Here is a 15,614-nt window from a genome sequence, read left to right as displayed (position 1 = left end):
CATCCAGCATCCCTCAGGGACTATGCAACCACATAGCCCTGCTCATCTATTGTCTGCTCAACTTGCATCTCCGAAAGTCGTTGCATTACACCAATCACACTATCGGGAGTGAGGCTGATGCTGTCGATCTGTCTGGAGACCAGCCAGTCAGCAAAACCGGGACGATCGGAAGGCGCCTGCCCGCAAATTCCGCATTTTCGGCCGTTGCGATGCGCGCCCGAAATCGCCTGTTCAATCATCCTGATCACCGCCGGATTCTCTTCATCAAAATCAGCGGCCAGTATCTCTGAATCGCGATCCACTCCGAGCACCAGCTGGGTCAGGTCATTGGAGCCGATGGAAAAGCCGTCGAACAGCTCCGCAAACTCGTCGATCAGGACCACATTGCTGGGGATCTCGCACATGATGTACAGCTGGAGGCCGTTGACCCCGCGCCGCAATCCATTTTCCGCCATCACCGCGATCACGCGCTTCGCCTCTTCCACCGTGCGACAAAAGGGTATCATGACGACAAGATTGGTCAGCCCCATATCATCACGAACACGCCGTATTGCCGCGCATTCCAGAGCAAAGGCCGGTTGATAGGCAGGGTGAACATAGCGCGCGGCACCGCGAAACCCGATCATCGGATTATTCTCGGCATCCTCGAAATCGCTTCCTCCCAGAAGCGAAGCATATTCGTTAGACTTGAAATCGGAAGTCCGGACAATCACCGGGCGCGGATAAAAGGCCGCTGCTATGGTCCCGATCCCCTCCGCGAGGCGGGTTACGAAATAATCCGCACCGTCCGCATATCCGGATATCAGCTTGTCAATTTTTCTGCCAACCGCCCGATGCCCGACCCGGTCCGGGAAAAGCAGCGCCATCGGATGCGCCTGGATTTCATTGGCGATGATAAATTCCGTACGCGCCAGACCGACACCGGCAACCGGCAGGGCCGCGACCCGGAATGCAGCCCCGGGATTGGCAATATTGACCATCAGTTCAACGTTGGCGGGTTGCAGTTTTTCAATATCAATCTGCTCGGTGGAAAAGGCGATCTGGCCCTCCAGCACCTGTCCGGTCATGCCCTGCGAACAGTCGACCGTGATCTCCTGACCATCGGCCAGAATCCTGCAGGCATCGGCAACACCGACGATCACCGGAATTCCCAGTTCGCGCGCGACAATTGCCGCGTGACAGGTACGGCCGCCATGTTCGGTAATGATCGCGCTGGCGCGTTTCATCACCGGTTCCCAATCCGGAGTGGTCGCCGTTGCTACCAGAATATCGCCAGCCTGCACCTTTTCCAGATCCCTCGCTTCGCTCACCAGCCGCGCGTGGCCACTGCCGATCCGGTCGCCTACGGCCTGACCCTCGGCCAGGACCTTGCCCTTGCCATCGAGATGATATTGGATCAGCAGTCCACTGTCCGATGAGGCGTGGATGGTTTCCGGTCGCGCCTGCAATATGTAGAGATCGCCATCCGGCCCGTCCTTGCCCCATTCAATATCCATCGGCGTCGGACGACCGTGCAATTGGCTATAATGCTCTTCAATCGTCACAGCCTGTTTCGCCAGCTGGACGATCTCCCGATCAGACAGGCAGGGCCTTGCCTGATCAGAAAGACGCACGGAACGCCATAATGTCGGCTCCCCGGCCCTGCCACTGGCATAGACAAGCTTGGTCTTCTTGCTCCCGATATGGTGGCGCAAAACCGTGTCAAAACCAAGTTTCAACGTCGGCTTGTGGACGAGAAACTCATCCGGATCGGCAATACCCTGAACGATCGCTTCGCCCAGCCCCCAGAGGCCGGTTATCATCACCACATCGCGGTTGCCGCTTTCGGTATCGAGAGTAAAAATAACGCCGGAGGATGCCTTGTCCGCGCGGATCATGCGCTGGACGCCGACCGAGAGCGCGACCTCCTGATGCTCAAACCCCTTATTGGAGCGATAGGAAATGGCCCGCTGGGTGAACAGCGAGGCAAAGCATTTGCGGACCGCAGCCACCAGATCATTGCCGCCACGGACATTGAGAAACGTCTCATGCTGGCCCGCAAAAGAGGCCCCCGGCAAATCTTCGGCGGTGGCGCTGCTGCGTACGGCGACCGCAACATTGCGGCCATGCTCCTGACTGAGCTTGCGATAGGCTGCACGGATTTCATTATCGAGGCCGTCCGGCAGATCTGCGGCCACGATCATGTCGCGAATAGTGGCCGAAGCCGGGCCGGCGACACGCATGTCCGACCAGTCAGTGTCTTTCAGAATCTTGTCGATTGCCGGCCAGATAGCGTTCTGTGCAAGAAGATCGCGATAGGCAGTCGCGGTCACCGCGAAGCTCTCCGGAACCTTGATGCTATCCGACAAGGCACCGGCCAGCTCTCCCAGAGACGCATTTTTGCCGCCGACGAGCGGCAAGTCATCAAGGCTTATCTTGTCAAGCCAACGAACATATTTGTGCTGTGCCATAAGTTCTCCAACCCGTTTGCCTTCTCCGGTTCTGTCTGACGCTTCGCTGCTTCCGGATAACAATCTGTGCCGACACGCTGTCACCTGCACCATCTGGTGATTGAAACGCGATTTCCACCTGCCTTGCTGCCATTCGATACGGCCGGGTGTCTTTACGTAATAGCTCGGAGCGGAGCCGATCCGGGGAAGCGATGTTGCACGGGCACAGGATGATCAGCGCGGGTCGGCGCGCCGCGAACGGATCATCCGCCAGAACTCGGATAATATAATCCCTGCCAAAGAGGCCAGAAAGCAGATCACCAGTTCTTTCGGACTGAGCGCTGCCGTGTGGAACAAATCCTGTCCCAGGGGCGTGTAGACTATCCCCAAGTGCAAGCCGACACTGAACAATATCGCTGAGAGCAGGAACGGGTTGTCGAGCGGGTTCGACCGGATGACCGACCGCTTTTCATTTCGCACGGCTATGGCCTGGCCCAGTTGCAAAAAGGTCAGGATCGTGAAAACCATCGTCTGCCAATTATCATTTCCAACGGTCAAAGCCCAATATTGGGCACCGATCACAACCGTCGCCATGAATGCACCATAGAAACATATATGCATCCACATATCTCTGTCGAAAATTCCCTGTTCCGGCGGCACCGGTGGACGCTGCATGATATCCGGCTCGGCTTTTTCCGCAGCCAGCGCGAGACCTGGCAGGCCGTCCGTGACCAGATTGATCCACAATATCTGCAGCGGCAGAAGCGGCAGGGGCAGACCCAGGAGCGGGGCAAAAAATATCGTCAAAATCTCGGCCAGATTGCAGGCAAGCACATAGCGGACAAACTTGCGGATGTTGCCGAAGACGCGGCGACCTTCCCGCACCGCCGCGATAATTGACGCGAAATTATCGTCAAGCAGGATCAGGTCAGCCGCCTCTCTGGCGACATCCGTCCCGATTTTTCCCATCGCAACACCAATATTGGCCCGCGAGAGGGCGGGGGCATCATTGATCCCGTCGCCGGTCATCGCGACAAACTGGTTTTCATGCTGGAGCGCTTCGACGATACGGATTTTCTGAGCCGGATCAACTCTGGCATATATGCGCGTGTCGAGCACAATTTCGGCAAATTGCTCGTCATCCAGCCGGGCAAGCTCGGGACCGCTCAGAGCCTTGTCGTCCACCCCTGCCAGACCAATTTTCATGGCAATTGCACGGGCGGTTTTTGGATGATCGCCGGTTATCATCACGGGTTCAATGCCCGCGGCTTTGCAGGACGCAATCGCGGCGGCAGATTCGGCACGCGGAGGGTCCTGCAATCCGACCAGACCCAAAATTTCGGTATCTTCGTCAATCTCATCCGAAACCGGCAGCGCATCAGAGCGTCGCTGGGCATAGGCCAGCACCCGCATCCCCTGCTCCGCCAGTGCATCAGCCTTTTCTCGCCACTCGGAAGCATGAGCCAACACAATTTCCGGCGCGCCTTTTGTGAACGCCAGATAGCCTCCATTGTCGGCATGAACCGTTGTCATCCGCTTGCGCGCGGAAGTGAAGGCGAACGTAGCAATCCGTGGCCGGGATGGCTCAAGCTGTCTCCGTTCATATCCTTTTTCCGCCGCATAAGCGGCAAGGGCAAGTTCCGTCGGCTCTCCCTGCGGCCGCTCTTCACCACCCTCTGATTCCGCCCCGTCTACCTCGGTACACAAGGCCATCGCAGCCAGCATTTCATCTTCAGCCTGGGAGACAAAATCCGCGACATGCATTTTATTCTCGGTCAGGGTTCCGGTTTTGTCGGTGCAGATATAGGTGACCGAACCGAGCGTCTCGACCGCTGGCAATCGCCGGATCAGGGCATTGTGGCGCGCCATTTTTCGGGCTCCCGCTGCCAGCAGAACAGTAACAACCGCCGGCAAGGCCTCGGGCATCGCCGCGACCGCCACGCTGGCAGCGGTCATGAACATGAGCAGCGGCGGGTGCCCCTGAAGCAATCCGACCGCAAAAATGGCGAGACACACAAAGACCGCCGCAACCGCGAGTTTTCGGCTGACCTGCGCGAGGCGCTGTTGCAACGGTGTGAGCGCTGGGCTGCCGTGCGACATCAGGTCGGCAATTTTGCCAATCTCGCTTCGTGCACCGGTCGCGACGACCAAACCGCGGGCTGTACCGCGCGTGACCGAAGTCCCGCCAAATGCCATGTTGATACGATCACCGAGCGGCAGATTTCCATCCCCGATCACTTCAGCATTTTTCTCGTTACTGAGCGATTCTCCGGTAAGCGCCGCTTCATCAATCTCCAGATCGGCAATCTCGGTCAGGCGAATGTCGGCGGGAACCTGATCTCCCGCCCCGATCTGGACAAGATCGCCACAGACAAGTTCATTCGCTTTGAGTTTCCGCACCATTGCGCCGCGAATCACCGTGACATAGCGGGGTACCAGCAGCTTCAGGGCCTCGACGGCTTTCTGGGCCCGCAATTCGTGGAACAACCCGATCGCCGCATTGATCAGCAATATCAGCGAAATCATCGCAGCGTCGTTATACTCCCCTGCCATGGCCGCAATAGCCGCCGCGATCAGCAGCACGATGATCATCGCATCATTGAACTGCGCCAACACCAGGCTGCCTATGCCCCGTTTCTTGCGTGTCACGAAAATATTGGGACCGTCCCGGTGGAGTCGGGCTTGTGCCTCAGCATCAGAGAGCCCGGTCCGCACGTCGCTGACCAGAATTTCCCCGACTTCGGACCCGGACTTGGTCGACCAGTCGGTTTGTGCACTATCGTCGCCATCGCGATCAGGAACCGCATGATCACGCCATGGATTTTTGATGCGCCAACGGCGCTCCGGACGGCGAAGGTCAGCCACGCAATTTCCCTGCTATAATCCGCTTTCTCACACTAATATTGACAGCCATGGCCGCATCAAAGGCCGCTCGGAAACTAGGCTGAATATAGCCTGCAAGGCATACGTAGTCTCCCTGATAATTTCCCGACTATACGCGACACTCGGGAGATCGCGAAGCATGTCGCTGCGCCCTGGACCAAGCCCCCTCATAAACGCAGACCGGTCCGGCTGGCACCCCCTACGTAGAATCCACGACTGCGGTGGGCGATGATTACCGGTATCTAGGTACGGAGCTTGCCGCCAACGGTTCTGGCCGCGTGAAGGAACATATCATGCAAATTGCCACTCAAATCACTGCCAAAGGCGCGTTTCCGCACCAGCCACGTTCGACCGCTGCGGCTGGACGCACGCTTTTCTTTGAAGGCGACGAGTGCCAGCATGTCTATGAACTATGTTCCGGTATCGTCCGCGGCGTGACATTATCGGAAAACGGAGAACGGCAGGTCACCGCCTTTTTCTTCGCCAATGATCAAATCGGCCTGCCGATTACACCCAACTACCGCTATTCGGCAGAGGCCGTCACCAATGTGACCTATGTGCGCCGTCCGTGCAATGACTGGCGTCTGGCACTGATCGAAAGCTGCCGGACCGATGGCGGTATGCTTCGATCCATTGGTGCCGAGCAGGATCCGATCTACCGTCGCGGCATGTTGCTGGGGCGTCAGGGCGCAATGCCTCGAGTCGCCGCCTTCCTGTGCAATATCATTGATCGCCTGCCGGGTGATCGAAACAGCTTTGACCTGCCGATGCCGCAACTTGATATTGCCGACTATCTGGCACTTTCGCCGGAAACCGTGTGTCGCTCGCTGAAACGCCTTCGAGAGCATAGAATCATAGAAATGCCGACCCATGATTTACTGGTCGTCCGTGACCGCGATGCATTGGAACGAACGGCCCATCAATAATATTGCGAACACTATATTGAAACGAAAGGATAGGATCATGAGCGCTCTGGGATTACCGATATTCGACAAAGCCATTCAGGACGCCAATATCTGGGTAAACGACATCATGTACGAACTCGATTGGGAGGATAAACACCGGGCTTATACGCTCTTGCGATCGACGCTTCATGTCTTGCGTGACCGCTTGCAAACCAATGAAGCTGCGCATTTTTCCGCCCAGCTTCCGACTTTGATCCGCGGCATATTCTTTGAAGGATACAACCCTGCAAAAGGTCCGTCCAATATCCGGCACAAGGATGAATTTGTCGCCGCGGTCGAGCAAGCCTTTGGCAATGATCCCAATGCCGATCCGGAAACTACGGTTTCAGCAGCTCTGGATGTGATCGCCGACCATATTTCGGAAGGCGAGATGGATGACGTAAAATCCAGCCTGCCGTCAGATATTCGTAACCTGTGGCATTGACGAATCCGGAATAATGGCTTGCAGCGCTTCGGAGCCCATTTGCTCAGCGGCTTCTTGCGATCGGGCAACAACGAAAAATGTCACATTATTCTGTTCCGAGTCTGTAGGCTCCAGAAAAACTATGCCTTCGCCGGTTGTCTTTGTATAAATCCAGGGCTTGGCCCGCTTCAACAATTCATCAAAATTGGCGATCCCGGCATCCGAAAAAAAACGCTGAACAATCAGCAGTGCCCTGGCGTCATTTCCTGTCGGCAATCTGCGAGCGACCATCATCGGAATTGATACGCCTCCCCACCGGCCGTTGCACTCGATCCAGTGCAATTCCGAATTTCCGGGTTCCGTTCCTACCAGCAGGGCATCAAGGCTCAGTCGCCCGAAATAGCCAAGGCATTGGAAATAATAGCTGATCGCCAATGCCTCACGGCGCAAGCGGTCCTGTATATTATCCGGCAGTTCAATCTCTATTGCGCCGGAAAAAGCCTGTCTCACGCCGGTCAAATTCTGCCCGAATATTCCCTCGATAACCGGCAACCCCTCCCCTGGCTGCGGAATCCACATTTGTGCCGACGGACTGGACAATGCGCCGGCTTCCCACACGCCGACCAGAATCGGAAACCGGTCCTGCCAGCCAATCGCATGCAGGCGCCGGAGCAATTCGTCGCGAAGCCCCGCCAGAGAAAGGGAGCGGACAAATTCGCTTTCCAGAACCAGATTGCCCATCGACCCCGCGCTGGCGGGAAGCTTTATGACGACCCGCTCATGCGTGCGCGCCAGCCTGGCCAGAACTGAAGCCGCTGCAATCGGGCCATAAACGGAATAGGTGGGTGGAACCGAGGCTTCTCCGAGAATCTGCCGGACCTGGTCAGAAAACCACAGCTTGTCGTTAACCCGCCGGGATATTTGCGGAAGCGGGCCGCAAATTTGCACAGGGCAACCCGAGCGCCGGGCAATTTCCGCTCCCAGCAACCAATCGTAACCAGAGGACAAATAAGGACAGATATTCAGCGTACCCGCAGCGGATGCGGCAGCGGCAAGCTTTGACAAGACCGGTTCATCTTTCAGGCAAGCGGCCGACAATGCCATCGGGATTCTGCTATCTCCTCTGTCGACGCACAATATTTGCGCGCTATCCTGACTTAATATGCCTGCAAGATATTGTTCGAACGACCGGGCCCTTGATCGGGACAGCAGCAGAAAATCCTTCGAGCGTGCCAATCCGAATATGCGATATTCGTGACTTGCCACACGGTGCGGAGGCATGAGTTCAATGCCCTGATGGTCCTCCAGAAAGAGCGTTGGCCCTTCGCGATATCCCGATCGCAGATTTTCCCCGAAAATCGAGCAATCATTCAACCGGGGAAAACCTCTCAACTGTTTCCTCGCCAATTGTTCGATCCGGTCCATAATGGCCTGCGGCAGCGCGCTCGGAGCAGCGGGCACGATCGGCCATGGTGCCGACGCCCCGTCAGCACTGTCGCAGGGAGGCAGCTCAGTCATCCATTATCGGGTTTTTCTTGTGCATATTCCGTCCATATCGGGGCGACTTCCCGCCAACGAATCAGTTTCTCCAGAATCTCCGATTTTTGCTTTTCATCCAATCCGCCCAGCGCTCCGAAAAGTTCCCCGCATTCCGAAACATGTTTCTCCATTTCATCGATCCGGTCGAGCAGCTGATTGCGACTCACATCATCCAGCTTGGCAGTGTCATCAAGGGCTGCAATTTGCACAAGGGTTTCCGCTCCGTGCGCATGTTCAGCATACATTTGCTCAACTTCCTGTCTGGACAAGAAGGCCTGCAGGGCCGGGTAGAAATCCTCCTCCTCAAAGGCAATATGCGCCCCGACGGCTTGATCAAGCTTTTGTGCCGCAGTCTTCAACGCCATGATATCGTCCGTCTGAACCAGCGACCGCAATTCATGCAGTCCGCGTCCCAGTACGGCATGATCTTCCCGGAAAGCGTCAAATAGCGGGTGATTGATCTGGGTCATGATCCACTCTTTCTTTTTCCCTATCATAAGGGCTGAAAGACAACGTAAATTGATGCGGATCATGTCATGTGCAGATTATACGGATTTTTCGGAACCGAACCGACCAAGGTCGAGTGTACATTGGTGCACGCACAAAATGCCCTCATCTCCCAGAGTCGTTCGGATCTTGCCGGCTATAGCCATTCCCACGGATGGGGCGTTGCCACATTTGACCATGCCGGTCCGGATATAGAACGTCAGGCCTGGGCCGCCTATCACGGCGAACATTTCGCAAGAGCCGCGGCCCAGATCTATTCGCGTCTGGTTATTGCGCATGTCCGCCGGGCTACGGTTGGCGGCGCTGCGATTGAAAACACCCATCCTTTTTCCGATGGTCGCTGGGTTTTTGCGCATAACGGAACCGTTCCGAACTTTGCCGATATCCGCCCGGTTTTGCGCGAACGCATGACTCCCGGGCACAGACAGGCGATACAAGGCGAAACCGATAGCGAACATGTCTTTCGCTATTTCCTGACTCTTGTCGAAACGGGCGCGGTCGATCCGGAAGCCGATCTGGCGGGTGCGATCAGACGATTGGTTGGTGAGATGTACGAACTGACCGAAAAACATGCACCGGGGAAAAAACTGGGTTTCAATATCATCCTGTCCGACGGGCAGCGAATGGCGGGTTCCCGGCTCAACCGGACCCTTCACTATGTTGACCGGCAGGGCGTCTATGATTGCGAGATATGCGGATTTCCGCACATCCATCATGATCCCAAGGCAAATTACCGCGCCATCGTTGTCGCATCCGAGCCACTGACTCATGAAGAATGGATCGAAATCCCGAACGGGTCCATCTGGCAAATGAGCGCGACCGACGGGATCATTGTGGATAGTCTTGGCCTGCAAAATGATCTGCAAAATACGGTGCCGGTTTGAACAGGCGACCGGCCCGGACCGGTTCCGGCGGGGCTGCAGTCATTCCATCACCGTTCCGCTTACTGTCTCGGGTTCTTTCTGCCATAGGCAAGACGATAGGCAATGGCCACGCCCCCGGCACCGCCGACAATATTGCCCAATGTGACCAGGATCAGATTCTGCGCAAAACCTACAAAGTCAACGGACGCGCCGGCCAGCACAGCTTGCGGAAAAAAGTACATATTGGCGACGGAATGCTCGAACCCTAACAGGACGAAACAGGACACGGGCCAGATGACGGCCTGAATTTTTCCCGATATTGTTCGCGCAGCGAGAGACAGCCAAACCGCGAGGCACACCAGTATATTGCAGCCGATACCGCGTGCGAAAGCTTCAGGCATATTCAGGGCAAGTTTTGACTGTGCGATGCCGGAAGCGGAATGTCCCATAGCGCCTTCCAGCAGGCCTGCCTGCCAGACAAGAAGGGCTATCAGCACGGCACCGGCAAAATTCCCGACATATACGATTGCCCAATTGTGCAACAGCTGGACTGCCGATATCCGCTTGTCGACAGCCGCAATCATCAGGAGCGCATTTCCGGTAAACAGCTCCGCCCCGCCCACCACAACCAGGATCAATCCCAGGGAAAATACGATCCCACCCAGAAAACGGGCCGGGCCGTAAGCCATGTCTGTTCCCGTCATGACCATGGTAAAGGCGGCGGAACCCAGTGCGATAAATGCGCCCGCCAGCACCGAAAGCATCAATAGCTGGACGATAGATAAACCTATCTTCGCTACCCCCAGTTGATCGACGAGATCATAAATCTCGGATGGCTTGTAGGCATCAATTCCGGTGGGATTGATCGATTTCATCGCTTATCGGACAAGCGCTGCTGCAAATAATTCAGGGCATCCTCCACGGTGAGAAGCTTGACCGCATCATTGTCCGGTATATCCACATCCAGCCGTTGATGCAGCGCCGCCAGCAGATTGAAAATATCCATTGAGTCGAGGTCATAGCTCTCCTGGATATTTGCCGTGTCATCCAGGCTTGACCCGTCGATTTCCGGCGCGATCCCGGTCAGTTCGTCGATGAATATTGTTCGTAATTCTTCTCGGGTCATAACCCCTCCGGTGATGCGAGACGGTCTGCAATGGCGTTCACGAACAATCCGCCGCGATGGCCGTCGCTGACGCGGTGATCCGCCGCCAATGTCATCTGGATGACAGGGCGCACGGCAATATTCCCGTCCACTACCCAGGGCTGTTCCATCACCTTGCCGAACCCGACAATGGCAACCTGGGGCGGGTAGATGATCGGCAAGACGGATTCGACACCCCGGTCCCCCAGACTGTTGATGGTAATGGTGGAACTTGTCAGCTCGGAGGCGCGAAAGCTGCCGCGCCGGACCCGCCCTACCAGATCGCGCATCTGAACCATCAGGTCGGCAAGCGACATCTTGTCGGCATTCTGGATAGCCGGCGCGACAAGGCCGCCGCCGCGTATGGTTATCGCGATACCGGCATGGACGGCAGCGCTATGGGAAAACCCGTCCTGTTCGAAAAGGCCGTTGAATTCAGGAAAATCACGCACCGCCAGCACGACGGCTTTGACGAGCAATGTGCCAAAGAGAATCCGATCCGGCGGCGGACGGTCCCGGTTATAATCCTCCAGCCAGCTTGTGGCGTCAGAGACATCTATCCGCTGTGTCAGATAATAATGCGGAATCTCCCGTTTGGAGCGGGACATCGCCGCAGCAATAGCGTGCCGCATGGCGTCCGGGTCAATGCCGCGTGGCGCTCCGGTTCGGAGCCGCTTTTCCAGATCGCGCAACTGGATCGCCCCTTCCGGGCCGGTGCCGGCGATCTCCATCAGATCAATATCATTGTCTCTTGCATATATCCGCGCCGCCGGAGACGCGCGCACAACCGTTCCCGCCGCTGTCATGACCGGCTTTGGCACTACGGGTGACACAGGCATGCCTGTCGTTTCGTCACCCCGTTCGGGCAATGGCGTGGTCGCCGGCGCAACTTTGGATGGCTGCGAAACTCCCGTGTCGCCTTCTCCCGATATTGTCGCGAGCGGCGTTCCGACCGGTACTTTCCGGCCCTCTTCCACCAATATGGCGTCGAGCGTTCCGCTCTCGAATATTTCAATTTCAATCGCGCCTTTTTCGGTTTCCACAACAGCGACAATATCGCCGCGGGTAACGGTCTCACCGGCCTTCTTCAGCCATTCGACAAGGATGCCGTCCGCCATGTCGGCGCCAAGCGACGGCATGGTGAACACGCCCATCCCCTAAGCCCCCAACAGTTTCTGGGCAGCCTGGACAATGGTAGCCACCTGCGGAAGCGCGGCGTCTTCCATATGTTTGGCATAGGGTATTGGGACTTCCGCGCTGCACAGCCGGGTCGGCGGTGCGTCCAGCGTCCAGAATCCCTGTTCCATGATGCGCGCCATGATTTCAGCGGCCAGGCTACCGGAACGCCATCCTTCATCGACGATCAATGTGCGCCGCGTCTTCGATACGGATGCAAGAATGGTTGCCTCGTCGAGCGGGCGCAAGACGCGCAAATCCAGAACCTCGGCGGAGACACCCATTCCAGACAATTTTTCGGCGGCTTCCAGACATTTCCAGAGCGAACCACCATAAGTGATCAGACTGAGATCGCTGCCTTCACGCATGATGCTGGCATGATCAATGTCTATGGCATCCCGATCATCGGGCACATTTCCTGTGTGATTATAAAGCAAAGCATTTTCAAAGATCAGTACCGGGTCGGGATCCTCGAGCGCGTGCGCGAGCATGAAACGTGCATCGGCAACCGTGGCCGGTGCCAATATCCTGAGGCCGGGAATATGGGCAAACCAGCCTTCCAGACTGTGCGAATGCTGCGCTGCCAATTGCCTCCCGGCGCCGGTTGCCATGCGGATGACCAACGGCACATTGAACTGCCCGCCAGACATATGACGAAGCGTCGCCGCACTGTTCATGATCTGGTCGAGAGCGAGCAGCGCAAAATTACAGGTCATGATTTCAACAATCGGCCGCATCCCGCCAAGGGCTGCCCCTATGCCCGCTCCGGTAAAACCGGATTCACATAGCGGTGTATCCCGGATCCGCTCGGCCCCGAATTCCTCCAGCAGGCCCATGCTGACGGCATAACAGCCACCATAGTGACCGACATCCTCGCCCATCAGAAACACGCGCTCATCCGCGATCATCGCTTCGCGGATGGCCGCGCGCACCGCTTCCCGGTAGGTCAACTGCTCGCTCATATCCTTGCCTCCGCACCGACGTCGGCCAACAGATTCTCGACCGGCTCCCAGGTTCCGGCTTCTGCAAATTCAACGGCTTGCTCGACTTCCCGAGCAACCTCGCTTTCAATTTCCTCAACATCATCCGGATTCAATTCACCCGCCTGCATCGCCCATGACTGAAAGCGTTTGATCGGCCCGGCCTCGGTCCACTCCTGCACCTCTTTCTTTTCCCGGTATAGTTCCGGATCGAACATGGAATGCGCCCTGAATCGATAGGTACGACATTCCAGAAAAACCGGCCCGCCACCCTGGCGGATGACATTTACCGCCTTTCTGGCCGCGATTTCCACATCGACCACGTTCATACCGTCAACCGCCTCCGATGGCATTTTATATGCGGCGGCCTTGGCATGGATGTCGGTCTCGGACTCGGAAATCTCGAGCGCTGTTCCCATCGCGTAAAGATTATTCTCGCAAACGAAAAGCACTGGCAGATTCCACAATGCCGCCAGATTCAGGCTTTCGTGAAACTCGCCTTCCGCTGCAGCACCTTCGCCAAAAAAGACCGTCGTGACATTTGGCTTGCCTTGCATCTTGTCGGCAAGGGCGAGGCCGACGGCCAGCGGCAATCCGCCGCCGACAATCGCATTGCCGCCATAGAAGCGGGTCGGCGCGTGAAAAAGGTGCATCGAACCGCCGCGCCCCCGGCTGCAACCTTCCTGCCTGCCATACATTTCCGCCATGATTTCGGTTGCCGGAACCCCGCGCAAAAGCGCGTGACCATGTTCGCGATAGGTGGCCACGACCGCATCTTCCTCACGCAGGGACTGCATCACGCCGGTCGCAACGGCTTCCTCGCCGATATAGAGATGCAGAAATCCGCGGATTTTTTCTGTGGTGTACAGTTCCGCGCATTTTTCCTCGAACCTGCGAACGCGAAGCATCTGCTTCAGCAGCGTCCGGCAATGTGCATGATCGAGTTTCAGTTTGGGGCTGGTCATTTCGATGCCCTTTCCAAGGTCGACAGATCGCCTTCCGGCAATCCTAGTTCGCGCGCTTTGAGCAGGCGGCGCATGATTTTGCCTGACTTGGTCCGTGGCAGATCGTCAACAATAACGATCTGGCGGGGGGCGATGGCTGACCCCAAACGTTTCCGGGCATGTCCCAGTAGGGACTTTTGCAGCTGTTCGTCGCCCTGGTAGCCGGGATTGAGCAGGACATAGGCCTTCACAATCTCGCCGGCACGATCATCAGGTACGCCGATGACCGCTGCCTCGGCAACGGCGGGATGCTCGATCAAGGCGCTTTCCACTTCAAACGGACCGATCAGATGACCGGCCGATTTGATCACATCGTCCGCGCGGCCGACGAACCAGAAATATCCATCCTCATCCTGCATCGCCAGATCACCGGACAGATACCAGCCATCCTTGAAACAGGCTTGATAGCGCGCTTCTTCGTTGAGATAGCCGCGGAACATCGATGGCCAGCCCGGCTTCAGTGCCAGATGCCCCGTGGTCATCGGGCTGCTGATGATTTTCACTTCTCCGTCACCGGGGTCCACGATGGCAGCTTCAATACCCGGCAGCGGCTTCCCCATGGAACCCGGCTTCACATCCATGGCGGCATAGTTGGAAATCATGATACCGCCGGTTTCCGTTTGCCACCAATTGTCATGAAAGGGCTGGCCAAAAACACGTTGGCTCCAGACCACTGCTTCCGGGTTGAGCGGTTCACCGACACTGGCCATGAAACGGAGCGCGGACAGGTCATATGCGCCGACCAGGTCATCACCGGCCATCATCAACAGCCGTATCGCGGTCGGCGCCGTATACCAAATTGTGACGCGTTCCTTCTCCAGAAACCCGTACCAGGATTCGGCATTGAACTCACCCGAGTCGACCAGCATGGTGATGCCGTTGGTGAGCGGCGCGATAATGCCGTAAGACATGCCGGTCACCCATCCGGGATCGGCTGTGCACCAGTAAATGTCACCGGGGTGCAAATCGAGCGCAATGCGACCGGTTTCCTTGTGGGCGATGACAGCGGCATGCGCATGCAGTGCACCTTTCGGCTTCCCGGTGGTGCCACTGGTGAAATGCAGGAGCGCAATATCTTCTGCCGCTGTTTCCGCAATATCGAAAGCTGTGTCGGTTTCGGCCAGCAGGCTGGCCATGTCGATCGTATCCTCTGGCAGGTCTTCACCGCCATCGACAAGCAAGACGTGACGGAGCGCGGGCAGGTCAGTGCGCGAGGATGCAACCTTTCGTTGGTAGGAATTCCGGGTCGTGACCAGAACGCTGGCTTCCCCAATCTCCATCCGCGCCCGCACCGGCTCCGGCCCGAATACCGAGAATAAGGGACAAAATACCGCGCCCGCTTTCAGGCTGCCGAGAGCGGCGAAGTACAGTTCGGGAACCCGGCCAAGCAGCGAAAAAACTCGCTCTCCACGCTGCACTCCCAGGTCCTGCAGCATCCGTGCGAACCGGTCGGTTTCAACCTTGAGATCAGTATAGGTAAATTCCCGTCTTGCCCCGTCACGGGATATCCAGCGGAGCGCGACAATATTGCCCTTTCCCTCTGCGACATGACGGTCGACCGCCTCATATGCGATATTGAGCATATCAGCCTTTGGCCCGCCCAGAGAGCGACTGGCATTTTCCCAAGAAAAATTCGCCACCGCCTGATTATATTCACGCATATTGGCCCTGTTGCGCTGAGCCGCAGATTTACCGATCGGTTCGACTGTCATGGTGCGATC

13 protein-coding genes are annotated in these 15,614 nt (G+C 56.9%); 3 read left to right on the top strand and 10 right to left on the bottom strand.

Going from position 1 to position 15,614, the window contains the following annotated elements; all coding sequences use genetic code 11:
• Positions 1 to 20: 20 nt before the first annotated feature.
• Both ppsA and ACN0WX_RS11625 read right to left on the bottom strand, forming a co-directional pair.
• Entirely contained in the window at positions 21 to 2,450 is a 2,430-nt protein-coding gene (ppsA, locus tag ACN0WX_RS11630) for a phosphoenolpyruvate synthase (protein WP_417622498.1), read from the bottom strand.
• A 213-nt stretch (positions 2,451 to 2,663) separates the two neighbouring features.
• Complete coding sequence (locus ACN0WX_RS11625) at positions 2,664 to 5,294, bottom strand: cation-translocating P-type ATPase (RefSeq protein ID WP_417622497.1); 2,631 nt, start codon at positions 5,292 to 5,294, stop codon at positions 2,664 to 2,666.
• A 311-nt stretch (positions 5,295 to 5,605) separates the two neighbouring features.
• Between ACN0WX_RS11625 and ACN0WX_RS11620 the strand changes: the two genes are divergently transcribed.
• Together ACN0WX_RS11620 and ACN0WX_RS11615 are read left to right on the top strand one after the other, a co-directional pair.
• On the top strand, positions 5,606 to 6,238 hold the full coding sequence (locus tag ACN0WX_RS11620; RefSeq protein WP_417622496.1) for a Crp/Fnr family transcriptional regulator: 633 nt from the start codon (positions 5,606 to 5,608) through the stop codon (positions 6,236 to 6,238).
• A 37-nt stretch (positions 6,239 to 6,275) separates the two neighbouring features.
• Positions 6,276 to 6,701 (top strand): DUF2267 domain-containing protein, encoded by a 426-nt coding sequence (locus ACN0WX_RS11615; protein WP_417622495.1) that lies wholly within the window; start codon positions 6,276 to 6,278, stop codon positions 6,699 to 6,701.
• On the opposite strand, the gene ACN0WX_RS11610 is transcribed toward ACN0WX_RS11615, so the two are convergent.
• Both ACN0WX_RS11610 and ACN0WX_RS11605 read right to left on the bottom strand, forming a co-directional pair.
• Positions 6,675 to 8,198 (bottom strand): hypothetical protein, encoded by a 1,524-nt coding sequence (locus tag ACN0WX_RS11610; protein WP_417622494.1) that lies wholly within the window; start codon positions 8,196 to 8,198, stop codon positions 6,675 to 6,677. The genes ACN0WX_RS11615 and ACN0WX_RS11610 overlap by 27 nt on opposite strands.
• On the bottom strand, positions 8,195 to 8,689 hold the full coding sequence (locus ACN0WX_RS11605; RefSeq protein WP_417622493.1) for a hemerythrin domain-containing protein: 495 nt from the start codon (positions 8,687 to 8,689) through the stop codon (positions 8,195 to 8,197). Before ACN0WX_RS11605 ends, ACN0WX_RS11610 begins: the two co-directional genes overlap by 4 nt.
• 66 nt (positions 8,690 to 8,755) lie before the next feature.
• Here ACN0WX_RS11605 and ACN0WX_RS11600 point away from each other — a divergent pair, with 66 nt between their 5' ends.
• Complete coding sequence (locus ACN0WX_RS11600; protein WP_417622492.1) at positions 8,756 to 9,610, top strand: class II glutamine amidotransferase; 855 nt, start codon at positions 8,756 to 8,758, stop codon at positions 9,608 to 9,610.
• A gap of 59 nt (positions 9,611 to 9,669) precedes the next feature.
• Here the strand turns inward: ACN0WX_RS11600 and ACN0WX_RS11595 are convergent, their stop codons facing one another.
• The 6 genes from ACN0WX_RS11595 to acsA are packed head-to-tail and all read right to left on the bottom strand — an operon-like array spanning position 9,670 to position 15,605.
• Positions 9,670 to 10,464 (bottom strand): formate/nitrite transporter family protein, encoded by a 795-nt coding sequence (locus tag ACN0WX_RS11595; RefSeq protein ID WP_417622491.1) that lies wholly within the window; start codon positions 10,462 to 10,464, stop codon positions 9,670 to 9,672.
• Entirely contained in the window at positions 10,461 to 10,715 is a 255-nt protein-coding gene (locus ACN0WX_RS11590; protein ID WP_417622490.1) for an acyl carrier protein, read from the bottom strand. The genes ACN0WX_RS11595 and ACN0WX_RS11590 overlap by 4 nt, the downstream gene beginning before the upstream one ends.
• Positions 10,712 to 11,887 carry a dihydrolipoamide acetyltransferase family protein gene (locus ACN0WX_RS11585; RefSeq protein ID WP_417622489.1) on the bottom strand — a complete coding sequence of 392 codons (1,176 nt, stop codon included), beginning with the start codon at positions 11,885 to 11,887 and terminating at the stop codon, positions 10,712 to 10,714. The genes ACN0WX_RS11590 and ACN0WX_RS11585 overlap by 4 nt, the downstream gene beginning before the upstream one ends.
• 3 nt (positions 11,888 to 11,890) lie before the next feature.
• A complete protein-coding gene (locus ACN0WX_RS11580; protein ID WP_417622488.1) occupies positions 11,891 to 12,871 on the bottom strand; it encodes an alpha-ketoacid dehydrogenase subunit beta in 981 nt (326 codons plus the stop codon).
• Positions 12,868 to 13,854, bottom strand: a complete 987-nt coding sequence (pdhA, locus tag ACN0WX_RS11575) for a pyruvate dehydrogenase (acetyl-transferring) E1 component subunit alpha (protein WP_417622487.1) — start codon at positions 13,852 to 13,854, stop codon at positions 12,868 to 12,870. The genes ACN0WX_RS11580 and pdhA overlap by 4 nt, the downstream gene beginning before the upstream one ends.
• On the bottom strand, positions 13,851 to 15,605 hold the full coding sequence (gene acsA, locus ACN0WX_RS11570; protein WP_417622486.1) for an acetate--CoA ligase: 1,755 nt from the start codon (positions 15,603 to 15,605) through the stop codon (positions 13,851 to 13,853). The genes pdhA and acsA overlap by 4 nt, the downstream gene beginning before the upstream one ends.
• Positions 15,606 to 15,614: the final 9 nt, after the last annotated feature.

It is taken from the genome of Parasphingorhabdus sp. (assembly GCF_048269915.1).
Lineage (GTDB): Bacteria > Pseudomonadota > Alphaproteobacteria > Sphingomonadales > Sphingomonadaceae > Parasphingorhabdus.
Note: the sequence above shows the minus strand (reverse complement) of the source record. Positions and strands in the feature narration are given on the sequence as shown.

What these genes read in the sequence shown, in the direction of transcription:
- ppsA (WP_417622498.1), bottom strand. Translation starts at nt 2,450, where the DNA reads ATGGCACAGCACAAATATGTTCGTTGGCTTGACAAGATAAGCCTTGAT.
- ACN0WX_RS11620 (WP_417622496.1), top strand. Translation starts at nt 5,606, where the DNA reads ATGCAAATTGCCACTCAAATCACTGCCAAAGGCGCGTTTCCGCACCAG.
- ACN0WX_RS11615 (WP_417622495.1), top strand. Translation starts at nt 6,276, where the DNA reads ATGAGCGCTCTGGGATTACCGATATTCGACAAAGCCATTCAGGACGCC.
- ACN0WX_RS11610 (WP_417622494.1), bottom strand. Translation starts at nt 8,198, where the DNA reads ATGACTGAGCTGCCTCCCTGCGACAGTGCTGACGGGGCGTCGGCACCA.
- ACN0WX_RS11605 (WP_417622493.1), bottom strand. Translation starts at nt 8,689, where the DNA reads ATGACCCAGATCAATCACCCGCTATTTGACGCTTTCCGGGAAGATCAT.
- ACN0WX_RS11600 (WP_417622492.1), top strand. Translation starts at nt 8,756, where the DNA reads ATGTGCAGATTATACGGATTTTTCGGAACCGAACCGACCAAGGTCGAG.
- ACN0WX_RS11595 (WP_417622491.1), bottom strand. Translation starts at nt 10,464, where the DNA reads ATGAAATCGATCAATCCCACCGGAATTGATGCCTACAAGCCATCCGAG.
- ACN0WX_RS11590 (WP_417622490.1), bottom strand. Translation starts at nt 10,715, where the DNA reads ATGACCCGAGAAGAATTACGAACAATATTCATCGACGAACTGACCGGG.
- ACN0WX_RS11585 (WP_417622489.1), bottom strand. Translation starts at nt 11,887, where the DNA reads ATGGGCGTGTTCACCATGCCGTCGCTTGGCGCCGACATGGCGGACGGC.
- ACN0WX_RS11580 (WP_417622488.1), bottom strand. Translation starts at nt 12,871, where the DNA reads ATGAGCGAGCAGTTGACCTACCGGGAAGCGGTGCGCGCGGCCATCCGC.
- pdhA (WP_417622487.1), bottom strand. Translation starts at nt 13,854, where the DNA reads ATGACCAGCCCCAAACTGAAACTCGATCATGCACATTGCCGGACGCTG.
- acsA (WP_417622486.1), bottom strand. Translation starts at nt 15,605, where the DNA reads ATGACAGTCGAACCGATCGGTAAATCTGCGGCTCAGCGCAACAGGGCC.